Raw genomic sequence first — 20,083 nt, forward strand, 5'->3', positions numbered from 1 at the left:
TAATATAGGATCATTTGCATATGATGTTTGCAATGAATTAGTGCTAGATGCCCAAATAATAAAACGAAAAGGAAGTGAACTAGATCTTGCTGTAAAACACCTAGAAATTCTTAGCTCTCAATCTGACATTTTAGTATTTGATAGAGGTTATCCAAGTCATTGGCTCATTGGATTATTAATGAAGGAAAATTATAAATTCTGTTTTCGGTTAAGTACGGCTTGGAAAGATGCTGTTGAATTAGTTAAAAGTAATAATAGTGATATTGATTTTACATTAAAAAGACGCTCTAATAGAGATTTAAGTAAAATTAGGGAATATGATATTCCCTTGGAGATTAAAGGACTTCGCTTGGTTTGCATTGAATTATCATCAGGAGAAAAGGAAGTTTTGCTAACAAATTTAACAAATAGAAAAAATTTCACATTAAATGACCTTAAGCAACTTTACCATATGAGATGGTCCGTTGAAGAAGGATTTAAATCTTTCAAAAAATCACTTCATTTAGAGCAATTTACTGGAAAAACAACTATTGCAATAAAACAGGATTTTTATGCAAAGGTTTTTATGCTAAATCTATCTTCGATGATAAGAACACAAGCTATAAATAGCAATATAAAGTCAACAAAAAATAGAAAATATAAGCAGCAAGCAAACAAAACACAATCATTAGCTAAACTAAAAGATTTCTTTTTAGATATCATATATTCAAGTACCCCCAAGGTTTTTATAACTAAATTAATTGAGATACTCTCAAAAAGATTAGAAATAATAAGACCCGGAAGGTCATTTAAAAGACCTGATACATCAATCAGGCGAAGACATAAAGGTTTAACATCTAAAGGGATATGACCTTAACTTAACGACATTGTACGTACGGTGGTGTGAAAGGTGCACTGGCAGGGCTACAATCCTGTCAGCCACCTATTCGATTGTGTGCTGCCCTTTATTCATTTTTATTTGTTTATCTGTCATATAGCATCCATTCTGTTGTGCGTTGGCTTGGTGGCTCTTTTGCAATTTTGGGCTGTAGTGTAAGCTTGTGTGAATTGCAAATGTGCCACCAAAAGCGTTGGTTAAAATGGAAAGTCAGAGTCATCGTTAAAACTTTCTTTATCATTTCCATTATTACCTGTCGTTGCTATTGTTTTTCTTAAATGTATATGTGGTCTTTTGAAATTGTATTTCGTTGTATCATATTCCACATTGCATTTTGAACATTGGAAAATGTCATCGCTGATTTCAGTCATTTCAGATTTGCATTTATAACAAAAATATTCTCCTCTTTCAAGGTGTCCTAACTTTTCATTTACACATTTCACTAAATTGTCGTGTATGTAGCCTCCAGTCAATTTTAAGTTTGATAATCGTCTTTCTAGCATATTGTGAGCACAACAACTTCCACAACTATCACATATAAATAAACCATTATCACACCGTTTTGAAATTCTGCTATCTATAATATTGTTACATTGTCCATTAAGGCAATGATTTAAGTATATTTCTTCATTGTTTTCACATTCATCATTCCGACATTGAAATCTTACAACAGTGTGTGCAGCAAAGTGACCTGTTCCGAAATCAGAAGGATACAAAATGTGCCCACAGTCTTTACAGTATAGTTTTTCTAATAATCTATTAAAGCGATTTATTAAAGCAATAAATTGATAATATTTGCCTTTGGGAATGAAGTCTCCCATTTTGTTTATTTCATCAGTATTTAAGTCTAAAATTTCACAAAAGTCAAGTAATGTATATTTTTCCCATTCGTCTGTTTTGTGGATTGTTTCGCATTTACTAAAACACAGTTGTCCGCCACACCACCAAAATTTCCTTTTAAACATTACGTGTGGTTTGTTTGCTAATCTACCCTCGCAAAACGAAATTCCATTTGGAATATCTTCCCTTTTAAAATCTGCTAAGTGAATGTTATTTGCATAATTACTTCCTTCAAAGTCAAGAAAAAATCTTTGCTCTTTCGCAAAATTCAAAACTTCCGTTTCGTATTGTGATGGAACACCCCAATGCTTTTCATTTGGATTCCATTTAACCCCTGAAATTTTCTTAACCGCTTCTTTTAGGTTTTCAAAATTTGGATTTGGGGAATAAACTTCTCTGCCACCCCAACGATTATTAACCCAATGAGTATTTCCCGTAGAAAAGCTAATGGCAAAATAAAACTGATTGTTACCATATTTAATCTTTCTAATTTCGCCTTCTCTTGACCAGTCAAATTTTGCAGTCTGTCGTCCTAAGCAATCTTCAAAATAATTTGCCAATATAAAACGTCTTGTTTTGTCAAGTTTTAAGTCATTCAATATAATCGTCAAAAGTTCGCTTTCAACAAAGAAACGTTTGTTTTGCTGATATGACAATAACGCTTTGACAACTACGTCTGTTGAAATATCAATAGGTATCTCGGGATTGAATTCTAAGTTTGTTTTGTATAAATCTAAATCAAATCTTGTAAGTTCATTTAGCTTTTCAATGGTCAAATCAAACTGACCATTTGCTTTAATAAAAAACAATTTTCTAATTATTCTTATTTGTTCATCAGGAGCGAAGTAGATGAATTTCTGTTTTAGTAATTCAAAATTTAAAACATCATCTTTGTCTAATACCCACAGAATTACAGTGTAAAAATCGTTTTGAATTTGTTTTATCTGTTCTAAATGCAATTCGTTTAACTGCAACAGATATTTTATGTGATTTAACTGTTTGTAGAAAATTTTTCTGTCTGTTACTGGAACCTGCTTATTTAGAAATGAGAACAAAAAATCCGATATTTCCTCGGTTGTTGTTGCATTGTTTTTAATCCAATTATCTATTTGAGCATAGTTTTCAAATTCATCTTGTAATAATTCTTCAATTTGGTGTTGTGGAAATAATTTTGCTTTCCCTATTTCCCAAAATTTGAAGTATTCAGAATGTTCGGTGGTGTCAAATGCTTTCTTGTCAAAAGTGTTGAAATTTTCTATGTCTAAAAATTCTATTGCCAAATCATAAAGCCAACTCAAAGAAACTGTATTTTCAAATGTTACCTTTTCAGTTAAAATGTCCCTAATGAAAGGTTTGTTTTCTGATATGCTTTTAAATATCTTTTTGCAATCTTCTTTTTCAAGTTGGTGTATGTTTTGTCTAACGATGTTTTGCGGAACATCCTTTATATAACCGATTAAAAACAAATCGTATTTCTGTTCATCGTTGCTTTGGTCATTTACGTAATCAGTAAATGATTCAATCAACTCTTTTCCTTTTTTATCTTTCCAAAATTCAGTATTGAAAAGAACTTCTAAAAGGTCAAAATAATAATTTAGTGAATTTTCTTTTTTGACTAGTTCTTCAAGCAAAGCAAAACCCTTTTCAAAAGTATATTCGTCAGCATATTTTTTTAAAAGTTCAAATTGCCTGTCTGTTTGTAACTTAGTAAGGATTGATATTCGCTTGTCTGATTGAGTATCTTTATTAAGAAAATATTTTGAAACAAATTCTAATGATACTTCTTCTATTATACCTTTAATCCAAAGCTCTGGTTTAAATTCATCTGAACACTTTTGAGCTATTATTTTATGAATTGATTTTGTTACTTTGTTTTTGTCAGTATCAGTAAAGCGATTGGGAATAAGTTGTAGTAAACGATTATAATTATTGAAATCATCACTATTTCTTATTGTGTCAAGTTGGTTGGCTTTTTCAGTTAATTCAACTTCAATTCTTTGAGTGTATAAATTATCAAGTTGATGTTTTCTGTTTTCTTGTTCAGTTTCCTTTTCAAATTCTACAAATTGATATAGTTCTTTTATTTCGTCAGATGTAAGAGTTTCAATGTTGCTGAATTTATTATTTACATAATAAGAACCAAACTCTGACCCAAAACTAAAATTTAAAATACGGCTTAATTCTGACTTTCCGATTTCAAGAATATTTGCTCTTAAAACACTTTCAGGTATTTCGTAATCGTCCATTTCATTGTATGAAATGAATTTAAACTTCTTTTGTTTCCAAACAGCATATAGTATTTCTTCATTCAAGTTTTTACCAAAGTGTGAAAAAACAATGTTTAGAATATTGGTTGATATTTCGTTTGAAAAATGCTTTGGAAGACTATCTTCAATTAATTCGCAATATGAAATGAATTGTTTTGTGTTTAAGTCATTGTCATAATAGTCAATGATAAAATTTGATATTTCTTCTTCATTTTTATCTTGAAAGAAATATTTTAATGACAGTCCAATTAGACTAAATGACTGCATTTCTTTTCGGTGGTATGGGTTACCTCTTCTTCCGTGTCCTCTTACTTCAACTTCTATTCTTACACTGTCAGGCTTTCCTAAATGATTCAAAATAACTTTCCAATCTTCTGAATTACCAACTAATCGACTGCTTTCAGCGGAATTCCTATTTTTTCTATTGTCAGTTTTTGGTGAAAAAGCAATTGGCGTTCCTTTTAGTATTTTATCTGGTTTTGTAGTAAAACTATTAATATGAAGAAAATACTCTTCGCCATCAGGTGTTCCAACAACACCAAAACCTTTGTCTTTGTCAAACCATTTTACAAGTCCAATTAACATACTATCGTGATTTTTGTGCGTTGGAGCAAAAGCAAATGTGCTGCATTGGGTTGGCTTTGAGCGTAGGGATGCAGCTCTTTTGATTTTGCTGAAGCGTTGGCATTTTATCTTTCATTTTTCTGTACATTTTCTGTCGGTCTTGTCGTTTTTTAGGGTTGCACAGTAGAGTAGAGCCTGATAGCTTACTCCCATTATTACTTCTAAAAGTAGCAATAATAAGTAAACTATCAGCGCCCCCTTCATCAAACCGTACGTGAAGTTTTCCCTCATACGGCTTACCGATAGAGTTCTTCATTGAGCTTTCGCAAGGGTTTTCAAGCGTGCATACTTTTCCAAGTCTAACAGCCTTTTGCTTTGTACAAAAGTACTGTATGGTCGCTGGCGAAGCGACTTGTGCGCTTTACGTCCTTTGCTTTTGAGCCATTTAAATAGTTTATAATCCAAGTGTTTGATGATAACCTTTATGGTTTCCCAAATGTGCGTTACCTTACTTATAGAGAAATAATTAAGCCAACCTATTAATAATGAGTTGAGCTTGTAAAGCAAAGGTTCAATCTTCCAATGCCTACGTTTTGCTAAAAGCTCACGAATGTTGGCAAAGAGTTTACTCCTTGATTTCATACTCGGGCGGACGTTGGTATAGTTCTTCCTGTTCCAAGCGAATTTGGAGCGGATTACCCTGAACTCAAACCCCAAAAAGAATAGGCTTTTCTTATGCACATGCAAAATAGTTGTCTTTTCCTTATTGATGGTAAGCCCCATCCGTGTCATTAATGAATCGATATGTGCTAATATTTCTCTGCTGTAATAGTAAGTTCCCATAAGCACAAAGTCATCGGCATAACGCACAATTCGTATGTTTGCTTTGGAGAATTTACTCTTTGAATTATTGACTATTCGGTCAAAAGCATGTAGGTAAATATTCGATAACAATGGACTAATAACCCCTCCTTGCGGCGTACCTGCTGTACTCGACAACAACTTTCCGTTCTTTAATTGTTTTGGGGCTGTTAACCACTGTTCGATAATATCCAGAATTCCTTTGTCACTGATGCGTTCTTTAAGCAGTACAAACAGTTTATCGTGAGGAATGGTATCGAAGTATTTCGATAAATCTGCATCATAGATGAAATGATGTCCATCGTAGATATTCTGTTTGATTTGCTTGATTGCATCCTGTGCCCCCCGTTTGGGTCTAAATCCATATGAAGTAGTAATAAAGTCGGCTTCCCAAAGTGGCTCAATCAGCATCTTAACAGCCATTTGTGCTACTCTGTCTTTTTTGGTGGGAATACCCAACATGCGAAACTCACCTTTCTTCTCCTTCGGGATTTCTACCTGACGAACAGCCTGACTTCGGTAGGTATTGGTACGAAGTTCTGTTTGCAACTCCTTGAGGAATTTGGATACACCATATTTCTCAATATCTGCAAACGACATCTTGTCAACTCCTGTGCCTTTGGAATAATTCTGTTTTACTCTACGATAGGATTCCTCTATCACATAGTCTAAGCTCATCTTGTCGCTTAAACTATAAGCTTTAAATTCTTGTCTTGCTTGGCTCTAATGTATAGCTTCCTTTGGAATTCACGAACTCTTTCATCGGTCAGAAATGACGATGGACTTACTAATAGACTTGCGTCAATATAGGTCGTTCTGTTTTCCATATAAGCTTCTCTAAAGTAGAGCCCCTTCCCTATGCAGCGTTTTGTTGTCGCTACAGTCTGTGGTACTATGGGCTCCTCCGACTTCTCTTGTTTCCTTGCTGAATTTCGCTATGCTTATATCAGCCTGTTTAAGATTGCCAAACTTTAAAACAAGAGACCTCCCACGTTCCGTAATAATCCATCTATAACCACGCCATCCCTATGACTCCGGTAGACCGTTGTATTTCAAATTGCTGTTAATTCATACAACGTAACAGGGTTCGAAGACCGTCAAAACTCTCCCCATCTACTGATACACTTCTCGAAGCTACCACGGGTTCACGCTTGCGCATTACGGCTTGGTCATTTGAACATACCGAGCTTCAGCGAAGACCCTCACGGGCTTAACTGTCGGCAGCTCTTCTAAATGAACAGCAAATTATTTAGGTAGGATTTACACCTACTGGATTACCACAGCTTCGTGGCACACCAACGTACGGTATAAGAATAGTAGCCGACTGCGGTGTGCTTAACTGTCACAATACACGAAGGTTGCAGCGGGTTGCAATGCTCGAATATACTACAAACTCGGCTATTATTTTTATACATTGTACAATACTTACTTTTTATTACTCGATAGTGCTTTATAGTTCGTTTTCAGTCTTTTAGCCAATTTTTATTTTCGTTTTATTACCCGAAATTACTATATTTGACATGTATTTGTATGTTAGAAAGTATATGAAGTAAAACATTCCAAATGCCTAATAAATAAGGGAACTACAATATAGTAAAAATACGAAAATCAATTAGTATGGGAGCAAAAGTTACTACAGCAATAGTTTTATATAAGGCTCAGTCAAAGAAAAATGGTAAGCACCCTGCTAAACTAAGGGTTACTTTTAACCGAAAACAAATGTATTATAGCATTGACAACAAAGAGCGTGTTTATGAATTTACCCCTGAAGAGTTTAATAAAGTCATTGCCCCAAAACCAAGAGGTGTTTTTAAAGATATCAAATTAGAATTTTCATTAATTGAGGATAAAGCCAATAAAATAATTGGCTCAATGGAAACTTTCTCTTTCAGGCAATTTAAAACCAAATTTGGCATTGCTGGAGGTGACCTTACAAATATCCTATTCTATTTTGAAAGACGTATTAAAGAGTTTGGCGATAATGACCAATGGTGTAGTTGGGCACAATTCACGACTACAATGAGAACTATTAAAAAATATTTTGGTAGCAATCAAGTTGACTTTAGAGAATTAACGGTACACGAATTAGAAAAATTTGAACAATGGATGACAGCACAAGACCTCTCCATGTCATCCATTAAAACTTATATGGCTTCGACCAGAACAATATTCAAGATTGCACAACGTGAGGGAGCCATTTCTAAAGATATTTACCCCTTTGGAGAAGGTGGTTACAAACTACCTTCAAGTCAGAATATAAAACGAGCTTTGAAAATGAATGAAATTGAAAAAATATACAAATACGAATGTAAGGAGTTTTCATATCGTGACGAGGCTAAAGATTTGTGGCTTTTCAGTTACCTTCTAAATGGTGCGAATATGAACGATATTATAAGATTAAAGTATAAGAATGTAGATGATGAGTTCATTACTTTTATTCGAAGAAAGACAAGAAAAACTACAAAATCATCCAAACCAATCAGTGTTGCTTATACTGATGATTTAAAAAGGCTAATTGACAAGTGGGGAAATAAAGACCGCTCACCTGAAAACTATATATTTCGTTTTATCAATGAAGATATGACCGAAAAACAGGTAAGGCGCGGTTTAGACAGACTTATAAAAAGAACAAACGACCACATGAAAAAAGAGACTGTAAACTCAACTCTGTCCATAATTTAAAAATTATATTTTTGAGGATTATGGAAAAAAAAGAATTGAACCCCGAGTATATCGCTATGCGTGATATGGCACTCGAACAGTTAAAGAGCGGTAAATCCCTGACGGGTAAGGGTGGAGTATTTGCACCCATTATAAAGGAGTTTTTGGAGAGCGCTTTGGAGGCCGAGATGGACGAGCATTTGACCTCCGAGCGTCGCTCCCAGGGCAATAAGCGCAACGGCAAGGGTAACAAAACGGTTAGATCCGAAGGCGGTAGTGTGGACATTGAACCGCCCTATGACCGCCACGGGGATTTTGAGCCCGAAATAGTAAAGAAGCGGCAGACCGTTTTGGCAGACAGCCTTGCCCCCAAGATTATTAGCCTTTACGGCAAGGGTATGAGCCTACGTGACATCGGATCATATATCCGGGACATGTACGACGTTGAGGTTTCCCCAACCGTTTTGAGCAACATTACCGACAGGGTGATCCCACAGGTCAAGGAGTGGCAGAACCGACCCCTAGACGATGTTTACCCCATTGTTTGGATGGATGCTATGCAACTACAAGGTAAGGGACGGGGGAAGGGTAGTATCGCGCGCCGTATACAATATTTTGGCTATCAACAAAAGCGGCAGGAAGGAACTCATAGGGATGTACATTTCCGAAAGCGAGGGCGCTAACTTCTGGCTGTCGGTATTAACAGACCTAAAGAGCCGCGGAGTAAAGGATATCCTGGTTGCCTGTACGGATAATCTGACGGGTTTTTCACAGGCGATATTAAGCATATTCCCCGATACAGAAATTCAAAAGTGCGTGATACACCAAATTCGGAATTCGCTCAAATACGTGGTCTCCAAAGACCAGAAAGAATTTATGAAGGACTTGAAAAAAGTGTACCAAGCCCCAACCAAGCCCCAACCAAGTCACAAGCCGAGAGCGAGCTGATTAACCTAGAAGTAACGTGGGGCAAAAAGTACCCCGTGGTGCTGCGCTCGTGGAACGACAACTGGGAGGAGCTGTCCGCTTACTTTAAATATGACGCCCCCATTAGGAAGCTGATTTATACCACAAACGCCGTTGAAGGCTTCCACAGGCAGGTTCGCAAGGTAACCAAGACCAAGGGTGCGTTTTCCAGCGACATGGCTTTGATGAAATTCATTTATCTGGCCACCGAAAACATATCGAAAAAGTGGACTCAACCCATACAGAACTGGGCATTGACAGCCCAGCAGCTTTGTATCATGTTTGAGGGGAGGTTTGTTATCAATCTGTGAGCACACACCAAATTATAAAAGCGAAGGTAGGTCCGCTTATGAGTTCTGCCAAGGGTATATAAACGGCTTCGTACCTCAGCCGCCCTTGGCAAAAATCATAAGCTCCCCGATGAAGCTTTTAGAAATTGGTTAAAAGAAAAATAATGAGTTAATTTGAAATCGTAAAAAAACAACAGGACAGAGTTCAGCTAACATTCCCTGAAAAAAATTGCCACAGAAGTAGGTATTGATAAAACAGTAACTACCTATACAGCAAGACATAGTTTTTCAACTGTTTTAAAGCGTTCCGGAGTTTCTGGACATTCTGTTTTATTCGGACACCCATTCCGGTTTTATCCGGACACTTTTTAGGTCTGCGATTTTTTCAAAAATAGGTATTATTTTTTTAACGTTTTGCTATCATTTTTCTCATTGATTCGCCTTGCATTTCGATACGGTATGACCCGTTAACCAACCTATCCATTACTGCATCGGCAACCACGGGGTCACCTATCGATTCAAACCATTGTTTTAAAGGAACTTGAGATGTTATCATTGTTGATTTTAGGTTATGTCTGTCGTCAATAATTTCAAGCAACATATTTCTTGAGCCGGTGTCCAAAGCTTTGAGGCCAAAATCATCTATAATAAGTAAATCACATTTAAGTATTTTCTTTATTTCTCTGGGGTAACTACCATCTGCCTTGGCATACATCAACTTGTCAAAAAGCTTGTTGGCCGTTACATAAAGAGTACTCATCCCATTGGTGCAGGCATGATATCCCAGGGCGCACGCAACAAAGGACTTGCCCACGCCCGTAGGTCCCGTCAATAGGATGTCGCGGCCTTTTTCTACCCATTGGCACATCTGGAGTTTTACCAAAAGATTTTTGTCCAGGTTCCTGTGGGTATTAAAATCAACCTGATCTATTGATGCGCTTTGTTTCAGGTTGGCCATTTTGATATACCGTTCGAGCTTTCTATTGTACCGTTCGTCATACTCCGCATCGATTAATATAGCGAGCAGTTCGTCGAAGGTTAGACCTTGACTGCTGCCTGATTCGAACACTTGGTTGTACGCTCTTTCTATACCGTACAACTTCATTTGCTTTACTTTTTCAATAGTTTGTGCGTTCATCTTTTTTAGTTTAATATGTCCAGTCCTCTGGTTTCGTTATCATCCATAATTCTTCGTATCTCCTCCTCGGCATCAAGGTTAAAGGTTTTATATTTCAGTGTGTTGCCAATAAATTTGCAGGTATAAACTTTCATCTCCAGAGCCTTTTTGCATGCCCTTCCAAAATCTTCGGGTGCGTGTTTCTTACTTTCCGATAGTATGCCCATACATGCTGAGAAGGCCTGTTCTGGGTGTGCTTTGCTTTCTATTAGTCCCTTGATGAAGGATTCTGTTTGGGGTGATACCTTGGCAGCCCAGCGGATAAAACGGTCGGCATCCCATTCCGACACGAATTTGTGTTGGGATGGCCTATGTTCCCCGTCTGTGGTATACCCGTAACGGTGCGGGTTACGTTGGTGTATGGCCACACGTACGTTGTTATAGCTTACCTCCACCACACGGCTGTTGTAACTGAGTTGTACTTTTTTCCCCGTCAACTGGAAGGGCATGCTATAATAGTGACGATCTTCCCTCAGGTATACATGGTGGTTGTATTGCACTTTGACAATGGCAAAAGCACGCAGGTCGTAAAACGACACGGGCAAGGGCTGCAGCTCCTCCTTTTCAACAGTATCGAACAAATACTCGCGGGAGTAGTCCTTGCCCTGAAAAGGCATCCCGTTGTGCTTATCGAGCTCTTCCCACATGGCATGGTTGCACTCTTTCAGCGAAAAGAACGGTACGTTGCGTAAGGGTGCAAAAATTCGGGTATATGCTGTTTTTACAAAGTTCTCGGCCAAGGATTTGTCCTTGGGGTGCAAGACCCTGGCAGGCAAGATAACCGTGCTGTAATGGTCGCCAAAGTCTTTGTAGGTCGCATTAATCTGAGGCTCGTACCGATCGGCCTTCACAACTGCCGACTTGAGACAGTCGGGCACGATGCAGCGCGGAACGCCCCGAAAGAACCGCAATGCATTCTCGTTGACCTTTATCCAATCCGCCTTTTTCTGACTCTCGACGGCTTCTATGTAAGCTTTTTGGCTGCTGCCCAGAACACCAACAAAGACCTCTGCCTCCCTAATTTCACCAGTTGCGGCATCTATAATCTTCTGCTTTACCCCGGTAAAATCGACATATAGTTTGTCGCCTGCCTTGTGTTCCATGTGCATCCCCACTTTCTGCTTCTTGGCCCATTGTTGATAATGGAAACAAAATTGGGAGTAACTGTACGATTTCTCACGTGCTGCAAAAAGCTCCTGCCACAGAAGCTGTAGAGTAACACCCGGACGTAAGAGTTCTTTTTCTATATATCCGAAGAGGGAAATCAAATGGGCATAACGTTCGTTTGCCTGCTTTCCGTTGGGTCCGGTTATGGCCCATAGTAATTCACTGTCGGTCAGCTTCGACATTTTATCCAGTTCTATCCCGCTCGTTTTGAAGCCGCTGACATACTCGCTGGCGCTGCTCTTGCTCATGCCGGCAATCTTGGCTGCCTGACGTGAACTATGGCCTTGCCCAATAACTAGATGTAATAATTCGCGTACTTTTTTCATGTCTGTTTTTTCATCGCTTTCCTTTTTTTGGAAAAGCAAGATAAACAGACCTAAATCAATGTCCGGATGTTTCCGGAACGACTGTCCGAATGTTTCCAGAATGAGTGTCCGAATAATTCCGGAATGCCTGTCCGGATGTTTTCAGAATGGGTGTCCGAATACTTCCAGAATATGCAGTTTCAACTGAATATATCGGGGAAAGCTTGGGACACAACAGTCTAAGAACAACAGAACTTTACCTTGATAGCTTTGAGGATGAAACAAAAAAAGAAGTAGCAAAACATTTAACTGCATTTCAAAAAGAGAGTAATTAATTAATTCGCACTTCATTATTGCTCATACAATCAACCGTAAAAAGGAAGTAGCCTAGCCAAGTAATATACTTATATCCTGTAGGATATAGTTGTTTTATTTGAGAGAGTGGAAATACAATTAACCACAAAAGGAGATACACAAACATCTGAAAAACAGTTGATAACTTTTATTTATGTGTATGTAGTTTTATATGGAAACCTAAAGAAAATGATGTTTATTTAAGTTCTATATAAAAAATGCTATCCGGTTGTATGTTTTCGAAGGTTTTATTAAAGGCATTATTATAGTTATACTTTACAGTATAACTATAATAATGCCTAATCTTTCAATTTAACACCTCCCTTATTTCATGTAATCTTTTTCGAGAAATATTTACATAAGTATCTTTGAACAGTCTTATACTCCTTTTGTCGCCAAGCTTAATGTTAGAATCAATAAAAGATGTATTTACCAAAGTATTATTGTTAACTTGTAAGAATCCTTGTTTTTTTAACTTCCTCTTAATTAGATAAAAGGGTTCTGTTGAAGTGTTATTTTTGCCATTTATTGTAAATATAATATTTAGGTTCGACTCATTTTTAATGTGAGTGATATGCTTAAGTTTAATGCTGTAATTTTCGGGAATTATAGTTAACATTGGTTACGAATTATTGTTAATTTTTATAGTTAAGAAAACCAACAATCCCAAAAATGTAATTAGATTTTAATTGACATTCAAGAAATTGTTTTCTAATAACAAATTTGGGATTAGATATTTAGATAAAAAAATTTAATTTTTGGGTTGATATTGCATTACTTAGTTCATTTGCTATTGAATATGACTCATTGATAACACCGATAGGAAAACCATACAATTCAAGTATTCTAATCGCATTTCTTGATGTTAATTTTCCATTCTTTAGTTTATAATCAAACTCAATCTTATCATTCTTTACAATTTCACTAAAGTGAAATAAGTCATACTCATCTTTTAGCATGTCGGTAAGCTCTATATCATGGGTCGCTGCGAATACTATATTTTTATAGTTATTTAAATAGGAAAGTATCGATTTACTAGCTGCTATTCTCTCAATAGTATTTGTACCTTTTAATAATTCATCAAGTAAATATAGATTCCCATAATTATTACTCTCATCTGTCATCATTTCTTTAATTGTCAGAACTTCTTCTAAATAGTAACTCTTTTCATTAAGTAAATCATCACTAATTCGTATCGAAGTGTGCAAAATCATATTTGGAAATGCAATTGACTCTGCAAAACATGTATTAATCGTTTGTCCTAGGATATAATTAATACCAATAGTTCTTATAAATGATGTCTTTCCTGACATATTAGAACCTGTAAGTAAAATTGACCTATTGCTAATTGAGACTGAGTTAGTAACACAGTTTTCTATTAATGGGTGATATATATTTTTCGCATCAAATTGATTATAATTATCAGAAATAGTTGGAACGGAATATTTATCTGTAGAAGAACGCAGATCGCTTATTGAACATAGAGCATCTACTTTCCCTGCGAAATTAAATACTCTCTCAATATCACTTTTGTGAGTATCTATTTTTCCTAAAATACTAAAAAGTAAGATTGGTTCGAGTAAAAATAAAGTTTTGAATAATTCTACAACCAACCAAAAAATTAAATAAATGTCATTTTGAAGTTTACTGCTAAATAAATTAAGTATTAATTGCTTTCTTATCTTATCTATAGCTTTTAAGCTATCCCTTAATAAGGGATCAATGCACCTTAAGTGATTAAATTTATATAATTCCTTGGCAACATTATTGAGTATTAAAACTTGTGGGATAGATATAGAATTTATGATTAGATTCTTTTTATTCCAATAATGAATGCCAACATTAATAACCAACAATCCAATTAGTAAAAAAATAAGTTTTGGGAAAAATGGAAGTAAAGTTAAGCTTATAAGGCTTGTGATAGATAAAATTAAGATTATAAAATACCAACTAGGACGAACCAGTAGTTCGTCTTGAAATAAACTACTTATATAATATGCATCATCGTTGTTTAATTTACTCAACAATACCCTTAATTGACTCTTATCTTTTCTTATGTTATTTAAAATATTTTCTTCCTCATATTTATTATCAATGTCATTCTTTAATACTCTAAACCTATTGTATAGAAATTGTTGACCCACTTTAGAACTAGTCCGATCTATAAATTTAAATATTTCATCTAAATCTAAGTCATTATTAGTCCTGTCAGTTATTACTTGAAAACTATCTTTATGGTTATTCTTTTTAAAATACCTTTTAATTAGGTCAAAACTAAAAGAGCAAGTTTTGGGTGCAGAGAAATCTTCTTTTTGTTTAGAATTGTTGATTTTACTATAAAATGAATTTCTAGCATAACGTATAATATTTAAAACATCCATACAAAATAAGATTTAAGAAAATAACATATATAGTTCATTCTGGTTTGTATTTGAGTTTTTGGCATAGTTATTTACATTTACTGTTAAGTTGATCGTTTCGTAAGTTTTACAATCATTAATCAATACACAATTTTTACAATCGGGACATATTGGTATGTGAATTCCATTTAGCACATTATTAGGGTTAAAATCATTAATCACTTCATCGGCTATACCTGTGCCAAATTTTTTACTTAGTTTCAAATAAGTTTGCTCCATATCAATTTTATTTACCTTATCTTTTAGATATAGCATTGCCGCTTTATAATATGGAAACTTTCTTAAATCAATTTCACTTGTGTGCATATTCAAGAAGTTAACTGCTTTAATATAATCTTCAGTATAAATGGATAAGACAACGAGAAAGTAACTCACCCTCAATTGTCCCCACATACTATTATTTACAAAGTCTAATTTTAGAACATCTTTCATTAATTCCATTGGTTCGTTTTCTAAGGCTAAAATTAGAAATTTAGCTTTGGTCTTATCCATTTTCAGAAATGGAAAAAATGCATCTTCAACTTTATCACTTATAAAGCTTCGTTGAACTTCCTTTTCATCCCTATTTCGCATAAGCGAAGGACTTTTCTTTCCTATTACAGATATTTCAGGTATAAATATATGATAAGCTGGAAATCCTAAAAATGATACATCTCTGATATATAAGCTAAAGCCTAGCTGTTCAATAAAACTATTTAAAGACTTAATTTGATCTTCATAAGAACTGTCTCCTTCAAATATACTTAAATCCGATTCATAGCTATTTTCGGATCCAAATAGACTCTTTGGAAAAACACCACTACCATTAATTGTAAATTGCATAAATTGCTCCTTACGCTTATCTACTGAGGATTTATCACTATTCAAAAAATACTCATGTTCTACATCAGGAATAGGAAGCATAACATCCTCAAGATGTTTTCGTTCTTTTATTCCTTGAAAAATTTCTTGAAGAGATCTTGAGAGTGCAATAGGGAAATGTGTATCAGAACCGACGTTTAGTCTATAATAGTTGCGTTTTTCATCAATAATAATAGTACCAATGCATGGTAATTTCTTACCAGCAGAAAAGTCCTTTATAATTACTTTATAGCCTTCTCTTTCAATCTCTTCAATTTTAGCATATTGTTTCTTAAATTTCTTTAATATCTGTTTAGATATTGTTGGTGGCGTTAACTGTTTGTTATATATTAAATTGGTTGAGTATCTCTCTAGGAGTTCGCAAATTCCTTGAAAGATAGCTTCAGCTGGACTATTCCCAGCGCACATACCATTTGATCCCGTTAAACTATGAAGAATATTGAATGGAAAATATTGTATGCTCTTATTTTTAATATCATAGAAAGGTATACTTATAGCTCCGTTAAAGCTATTTTCCTTTAATCTATTAAAATATAATTCGAGATATTCGTTTAAATCAGTTTCAATATCTTTTTCAAATACCTTCAAAAAATCAGATGGTAATTCAAATATTTCTTCGTAGGTAATAATACGTTCATCCGGATAAAAGCAAAAACCAGTTTCTTCTTTTATTTTTGAATAAAGCCTTCTGGTCAAAGCTTTTGAGCCTAAATGCATATTATTCTGCAGTCTTTCAAGAAATTCTCCATAGGCACTAGCTAATGCATATTCTTTATTATCTCCCTTCCCATTAGTACCAAAACCATCTATAGTTTCAATTCTAACAGAATGAAATCCCTTAAAAATATTTTGCCATATAATTTCATATGTAAAACAATCTATGTTAGAAAGTATATTTCTAATATTGTTAATAGTTGTAAGTGGTTTATGAGTTTTATAGTCTCTGTTTTTTAGATAATATTCCATAAAAAAAATAATAAAAGAGGTAAATAGTCAAAAAAATAATGCAGTAATCTCATATCTTTATTATTAATGCAGCCATTCTTGATTCGTAGATGTATTGATTAACGAATCGTGATTAAATATAAAAGGCTACCTCATTAAGATAGCCTTTACAATTTAAATTAAATAACTGCTCGTTCTGATGTAATAGCAATACACCCTGCAGCAAACATTGCACCAATGATGTATTCTTCCGCTGATGCTTTAACAATTACACCATTTTCAAATAAATGTTTCATTTGTTTCATGATTTTAGGTTTTGGTTGCATTATAGTGGCATCACCATTCACTATTAACACTCTTTATGTACTATTTCATAGTAGTTATCCTACTAAATCTTAGGAACAACAAAGAATATGGAGTGAAATTAGTAATTTTTTTAATAAAAATTTAATATATTGATTCATTTGTTTATCAATAAGTATTAAATTAATAATTAGATATTATGATTCTTTTCCTTCAAATGCTAATTGTGAGTGGAAGTTTATAGAATACAAAATCCTAATAAATCCTACGCTTGAAGGAAGAAACCTACCAAATAAGGTACTATTTTGATTTAAAATTCATAGAGTTCACTCTTGTTAACCAACCATCAAGGAACAAATGACTTTTACCTTTCTTGGCAATTTTATGGTAATAGCGGATTCTTGCTTTCTTAATCTCCCGAAACAAATCTTTTGGGTTGTGGATATTTATAGCTGTTAGGGTATTGAAGCCGATAATGCCATCCATCTTCAAATCTTCATCAAAGAACTGGTTTAGTACACGCTGAACACCTCTCGCTCCCCAATGACCACTATTGACACACCAATCAAAGATTATTTCTTGTAGAGAGCCATCAAGAATACCATCTATTTTGAACTTCTCAAAAAACGTCTCTTTATAAAAATCCTTAACGAATTGTGTCAGTTCAGGAACATCTATTTTGAAGTTCCACTTAATTGTGCCGTATGTTTCTTTATAGGCATCAATAAACTCCCAACCTTTCCAATTAGGATGTAAATTCCGGGCAACACCCATGTAGGTTTCCCCACCTCGGTCGCCCTCTACATTGGCATAATAGCCCTCATGTTTGATTACTCCATCAAACAAGTCATCAAATGTTTTCATGCTTACGTCTGTTTTTAAGTTTGATATTATTTACTGCCGATACAGAACCACCAAAAAGGAAGTCGATAATGGTGCTTAGCTTGGTGGATATACCACCGTTGATACTGCTTATAAAAGCGATTTGCCAATCTTGTAACTCAATGGTTTGAAAAACAAAGTAGTTGAGCATCACGAAAGTCAAACCACACCAAGCAGCAAGAAAAAAGATGGCAAACATCTTTTGTAGCCAACTATCGTTAGCGTACATGGTTCGTGCAGAATCTCTATCTGCCACAGCCATTTTAAATAGCTCCATTTTCCCCTGAAGCTTTTCTTCTTTCGTGGTAAAAATTTCATCAATCAGCTTTGTTCCCTCTTTTAAGGTTTCTGCTACACCAGCTTGTGTTAGTTTCCTAAATAATTTCATTTGATTTTTTATTATCTCAGGCATTGCCTGTCATCGTTCTACAAATTTTAATATGGTATCAAGCTTCTCGTTAAGCTGCTTTATGGTTTGATGGAACAGCTCTTTGCTGACATAAATCTCTTTAGAACTATCCCTTAAATCAGAAACTCGCTTATGCAGTATGGTAAATTTGGTTTCAGCTCCTTCAAGTTCTTTTGTTAGATGCAGAATATCCTTTTCAAGCAAATCAGTTTTAGCTTCAACGCTTTCCTTTGTGGCATTCTTGGTTATCGCATTGCGGATAACGAAAGAGACTACACCTACAATGAGCGAGCTGAACCCTGCAATGACTACCCAATAGAATTTAATTGTCATTTCATCCATACTTAAAAGATTTTAATGGTTTCAGTACTACCTTCCGGAAAGCGATTTTTCTCCATTGTGGCGCTCCTGTTTTCGATGTGCATAATGGCATCTACTAGGTGTTCGTATTTCGTCCCACCTTTCGATGTGCCATCACGGTTTGCTTGATTAATAATCACAAATGAGGTTCGTGGAAATTGCTTTTTCAACTCGACCAATTCCTCGTGCGAGACTTCTGTTGTTTGGGTACTGTCGATAAAAACCACATCGTAATCCTTGAATAGTTTAGGATTATAGTCTTCGATAATTCCAATTGGACTATTGATGCCAAGACGTACAACTTTCTCTTGCATCGTTCCTTTTGCACCCTCTTCATTGGCTACATAGAGGACTTTAAAACCATGCTGCTTTACTAATTCATCGGCAAACATTAAAGCAACCGTACTTTTGCCATGAAAGCGTGAGCCGTAAATCATTATGTAAAATGGGAAATATAGCTTACCTAAGAGCTTGCCAAATTTGCCTTTTATAGTGATGGTCTTAAAATTCATCTTGGCAAGGTCATTTGCTAAAACAACCTGATCGGATGCAATGGCTGTGGTTCTTGCAGTACTTCGGGTTATTGCCCTGTTTTTTAAGCCACTACCGTTGGGCGTAATTTTGGTAGTGGCATTTACTTTCCCAATCCGGCAATACCTTGTAAACCTTTAAGCTGAACATTGGTAACAAGCAATTTGTCACTCTCCAGATAATCATGTAAGTGTTTCTGAACGTTCTTAACCTGTTCAAACTCCTTTTCGGACTTCTTAACCTTACCATTTTTTAATGAGTTGGTAACAGAAGTTAATAGTCGTTGTGCTTTTGCTTTTGTGATATTACCATATAGATTGATAAAACGTTTTATCAATGCAACTGCAGGAGTTACACCATAATCATCAACTATGTTCTTGAGTTTATTGTAAAGTGAATCAGGAACTTCAAACTTACATGTGCCATTCATGGACTTGTAGGTCTTAATAAGGTCATTTCCGATGCTTTTAATCTCAGCTGCATACTTGCTTGATTTGCGAATGGTCTTTTCTGTAGCAGCCTTTTGAATAACCTTATACAATAGCGATACTTGACGTTCGCTAACCCTTTTGTTGTGGAAGTTCAGATAACGCCTGATTATCTTTATCTCCAATGGCATTAGGTCAACCTCGATAGGCTTTCGTTGTGCCTGTTTAGATGTTCTGTTCATGGAGCTTTTGGGTGCGACTGTTTTTCTTTTGGTTGTTTTGGGTTTTGATGTAGGTTTCTTCTTTTTACTTTCACGATATTCCTTTAACACTTCTTTGTACTGACCTGATTCTTTATCTAGGATATTTAAAGGATGCCTATCTTCAAGTTCAGGGAAGCGTTTTGTGTTCTGTTTCAAATATGGCTCAACTATCTTGAAATGATTATCAAGCATTTCTTTAATGTCCTTGTCTTCATTGTAGAAATCAGCAAATGAATCAAACTCTTTATGTGCTTCACGAGCTGCTTCTGGTAGTTTTTTGAAATCTATATTTCTAGTAGCTTCTTTGTAATTTTTAACTGTAAGTTTCATCGTATAAATATTTTATAGTTTC

Annotated in this window: 17 protein-coding genes and 1 pseudogene; 3 read left to right on the forward strand and 15 right to left on the reverse strand. The window is 35.2% G+C overall.

What is annotated here, in order from left to right:
* Positions 1–4: 4 nt before the first annotated feature.
* Positions 5–850 (forward strand): transposase, encoded by an 846-nt coding sequence (locus tag CYTFE_RS0113305; RefSeq protein ID WP_081735991.1) that lies wholly within the window; start codon positions 5–7, stop codon positions 848–850.
* Positions 851–1,074: 224 nt separating this feature from the next.
* Here the strand turns inward: CYTFE_RS0113305 and CYTFE_RS26465 are convergent, their stop codons facing one another.
* Genes CYTFE_RS26465 through CYTFE_RS30775 form a run of 4 tightly spaced genes read right to left on the reverse strand, consistent with a single transcriptional unit; the run spans position 1,075 to position 6,236 of the window.
* Complete coding sequence (locus CYTFE_RS26465) at positions 1,075–4,569, reverse strand: cold-shock protein (protein ID WP_044214413.1); 3,495 nt, start codon at positions 4,567–4,569, stop codon at positions 1,075–1,077.
* Between the two features lies 1 nt (position 4,570).
* Positions 4,571–4,864: a hypothetical protein gene (locus CYTFE_RS0113315; RefSeq protein ID WP_027472190.1), complete on the reverse strand. Its 294-nt coding sequence runs from the start codon at positions 4,862–4,864 to the stop codon at positions 4,571–4,573.
* On the reverse strand, positions 4,861–6,087 hold the full coding sequence (gene ltrA, locus CYTFE_RS26470) for a group II intron reverse transcriptase/maturase (RefSeq protein WP_211238174.1): 1,227 nt from the start codon (positions 6,085–6,087) through the stop codon (positions 4,861–4,863). The genes CYTFE_RS0113315 and ltrA overlap by 4 nt, the downstream gene beginning before the upstream one ends.
* Positions 6,088–6,095: 8 nt before the next feature.
* Positions 6,096–6,236, reverse strand: a complete 141-nt coding sequence (locus CYTFE_RS30775) for a hypothetical protein (RefSeq protein ID WP_211238175.1) — start codon at positions 6,234–6,236, stop codon at positions 6,096–6,098.
* Between the two features lie 790 nt (positions 6,237–7,026).
* Between CYTFE_RS30775 and CYTFE_RS0113325 the strand changes: the two genes are divergently transcribed.
* Together CYTFE_RS0113325 and CYTFE_RS26475 are read left to right on the forward strand one after the other, a co-directional pair.
* A complete protein-coding gene (locus CYTFE_RS0113325) occupies positions 7,027–8,091 on the forward strand; it encodes a phage integrase SAM-like domain-containing protein (RefSeq protein WP_027472191.1) in 1,065 nt (354 codons plus the stop codon).
* Positions 8,092–8,147: 56 nt separating this feature from the next.
* Positions 8,148–9,347 (forward strand): annotated as a pseudogene (locus CYTFE_RS26475) (IS256 family transposase).
* Positions 9,348–9,732: 385 nt separating this feature from the next.
* Here CYTFE_RS26475 and istB read toward each other — a convergent pair.
* From istB to CYTFE_RS0113395, 11 genes are all read right to left on the reverse strand, one after another.
* Positions 9,733–10,464, reverse strand: coding sequence for an IS21-like element helper ATPase IstB (istB, locus tag CYTFE_RS0113335; RefSeq protein ID WP_027472192.1), 732 nt, complete (start codon positions 10,462–10,464; stop codon positions 9,733–9,735).
* Positions 10,465–10,469: 5 nt separating this feature from the next.
* A complete protein-coding gene (gene istA / locus CYTFE_RS26480) occupies positions 10,470–11,996 on the reverse strand; it encodes an IS21 family transposase (RefSeq protein ID WP_044262803.1) in 1,527 nt (508 codons plus the stop codon).
* A 640-nt stretch (positions 11,997–12,636) separates the two neighbouring features.
* Positions 12,637–12,948 (reverse strand): LytTR family transcriptional regulator DNA-binding domain-containing protein, encoded by a 312-nt coding sequence (locus CYTFE_RS31945; RefSeq protein ID WP_027472193.1) that lies wholly within the window; start codon positions 12,946–12,948, stop codon positions 12,637–12,639.
* A gap of 118 nt (positions 12,949–13,066) precedes the next feature.
* Entirely contained in the window at positions 13,067–14,710 is a 1,644-nt protein-coding gene (locus CYTFE_RS0113360) for a MutS-related protein (protein WP_044214165.1), read from the reverse strand.
* A gap of 12 nt (positions 14,711–14,722) precedes the next feature.
* A complete protein-coding gene (locus CYTFE_RS0113365; protein WP_027472195.1) occupies positions 14,723–16,576 on the reverse strand; it encodes a YcaO-like family protein in 1,854 nt (617 codons plus the stop codon).
* Positions 16,577–16,734: 158 nt separating this feature from the next.
* A complete protein-coding gene (locus CYTFE_RS31520) occupies positions 16,735–16,860 on the reverse strand; it encodes a hypothetical protein (protein WP_262505193.1) in 126 nt (41 codons plus the stop codon).
* A 298-nt stretch (positions 16,861–17,158) separates the two neighbouring features.
* Positions 17,159–17,722 carry a glycoside hydrolase family 108 protein gene (locus tag CYTFE_RS28770; RefSeq protein WP_052343193.1) on the reverse strand — a complete coding sequence of 188 codons (564 nt, stop codon included), beginning with the start codon at positions 17,720–17,722 and terminating at the stop codon, positions 17,159–17,161.
* Positions 17,709–18,128, reverse strand: coding sequence for a hypothetical protein (locus CYTFE_RS0113380; RefSeq protein WP_152541876.1), 420 nt, complete (start codon positions 18,126–18,128; stop codon positions 17,709–17,711). Before CYTFE_RS0113380 ends, CYTFE_RS28770 begins: the two co-directional genes overlap by 14 nt.
* A 30-nt stretch (positions 18,129–18,158) precedes the next feature.
* On the reverse strand, positions 18,159–18,491 hold the full coding sequence (locus CYTFE_RS0113385) for a hypothetical protein (protein WP_027472197.1): 333 nt from the start codon (positions 18,489–18,491) through the stop codon (positions 18,159–18,161).
* 2 nt (positions 18,492–18,493) lie between these two features.
* Positions 18,494–18,946 carry a P-loop NTPase family protein gene (locus tag CYTFE_RS0113390; RefSeq protein WP_152541875.1) on the reverse strand — a complete coding sequence of 151 codons (453 nt, stop codon included), beginning with the start codon at positions 18,944–18,946 and terminating at the stop codon, positions 18,494–18,496.
* A gap of 197 nt (positions 18,947–19,143) precedes the next feature.
* Positions 19,144–20,061: a hypothetical protein gene (locus CYTFE_RS0113395; RefSeq protein WP_027472199.1), complete on the reverse strand. Its 918-nt coding sequence runs from the start codon at positions 20,059–20,061 to the stop codon at positions 19,144–19,146.
* Positions 20,062–20,083 lie beyond the last annotated feature (22 nt).

The sequence above is a fragment of the Saccharicrinis fermentans DSM 9555 = JCM 21142 genome, from assembly GCF_000517085.1.
In the GTDB taxonomy this organism is placed as follows: Bacteria; Bacteroidota; Bacteroidia; order Bacteroidales; family Marinilabiliaceae; genus Saccharicrinis; species Saccharicrinis fermentans.

Coding starts and splice junctions, on each gene's coding strand:
- istA (WP_044262803.1), bottom strand. CDS start 11,996: ATGAAAAAAGTACGCGAATTATTACATCTAGTTATTGGGCAAGGCCAT.
- CYTFE_RS0113395 (WP_027472199.1), bottom strand. CDS start 20,061: ATGAAACTTACAGTTAAAAATTACAAAGAAGCTACTAGAAATATAGAT.
- istB (WP_027472192.1), bottom strand. CDS start 10,464: ATGAACGCACAAACTATTGAAAAAGTAAAGCAAATGAAGTTGTACGGT.
- CYTFE_RS0113325 (WP_027472191.1), top strand. CDS start 7,027: ATGGGAGCAAAAGTTACTACAGCAATAGTTTTATATAAGGCTCAGTCA.
- CYTFE_RS0113380 (WP_152541876.1), bottom strand. CDS start 18,128: ATGAAATTATTTAGGAAACTAACACAAGCTGGTGTAGCAGAAACCTTA.
- CYTFE_RS28770 (WP_052343193.1), bottom strand. CDS start 17,722: ATGAAAACATTTGATGACTTGTTTGATGGAGTAATCAAACATGAGGGC.
- CYTFE_RS31945 (WP_027472193.1), bottom strand. CDS start 12,948: ATGTTAACTATAATTCCCGAAAATTACAGCATTAAACTTAAGCATATC.
- CYTFE_RS0113365 (WP_027472195.1), bottom strand. CDS start 16,576: ATGGAATATTATCTAAAAAACAGAGACTATAAAACTCATAAACCACTT.
- CYTFE_RS0113360 (WP_044214165.1), bottom strand. CDS start 14,710: ATGGATGTTTTAAATATTATACGTTATGCTAGAAATTCATTTTATAGT.
- CYTFE_RS0113390 (WP_152541875.1), bottom strand. CDS start 18,946: ATGATTTACGGCTCACGCTTTCATGGCAAAAGTACGGTTGCTTTAATG.
- CYTFE_RS0113385 (WP_027472197.1), bottom strand. CDS start 18,491: ATGGATGAAATGACAATTAAATTCTATTGGGTAGTCATTGCAGGGTTC.
- CYTFE_RS31520 (WP_262505193.1), bottom strand. CDS start 16,860: ATGAAACAAATGAAACATTTATTTGAAAATGGTGTAATTGTTAAAGCA.
- CYTFE_RS0113315 (WP_027472190.1), bottom strand. CDS start 4,864: ATGAAGAACTCTATCGGTAAGCCGTATGAGGGAAAACTTCACGTACGG.
- ltrA (WP_211238174.1), bottom strand. CDS start 6,087: ATGAGCTTAGACTATGTGATAGAGGAATCCTATCGTAGAGTAAAACAG.
- CYTFE_RS26465 (WP_044214413.1), bottom strand. CDS start 4,569: ATGTTAATTGGACTTGTAAAATGGTTTGACAAAGACAAAGGTTTTGGT.
- CYTFE_RS30775 (WP_211238175.1), bottom strand. CDS start 6,236: ATGGAAAACAGAACGACCTATATTGACGCAAGTCTATTAGTAAGTCCA.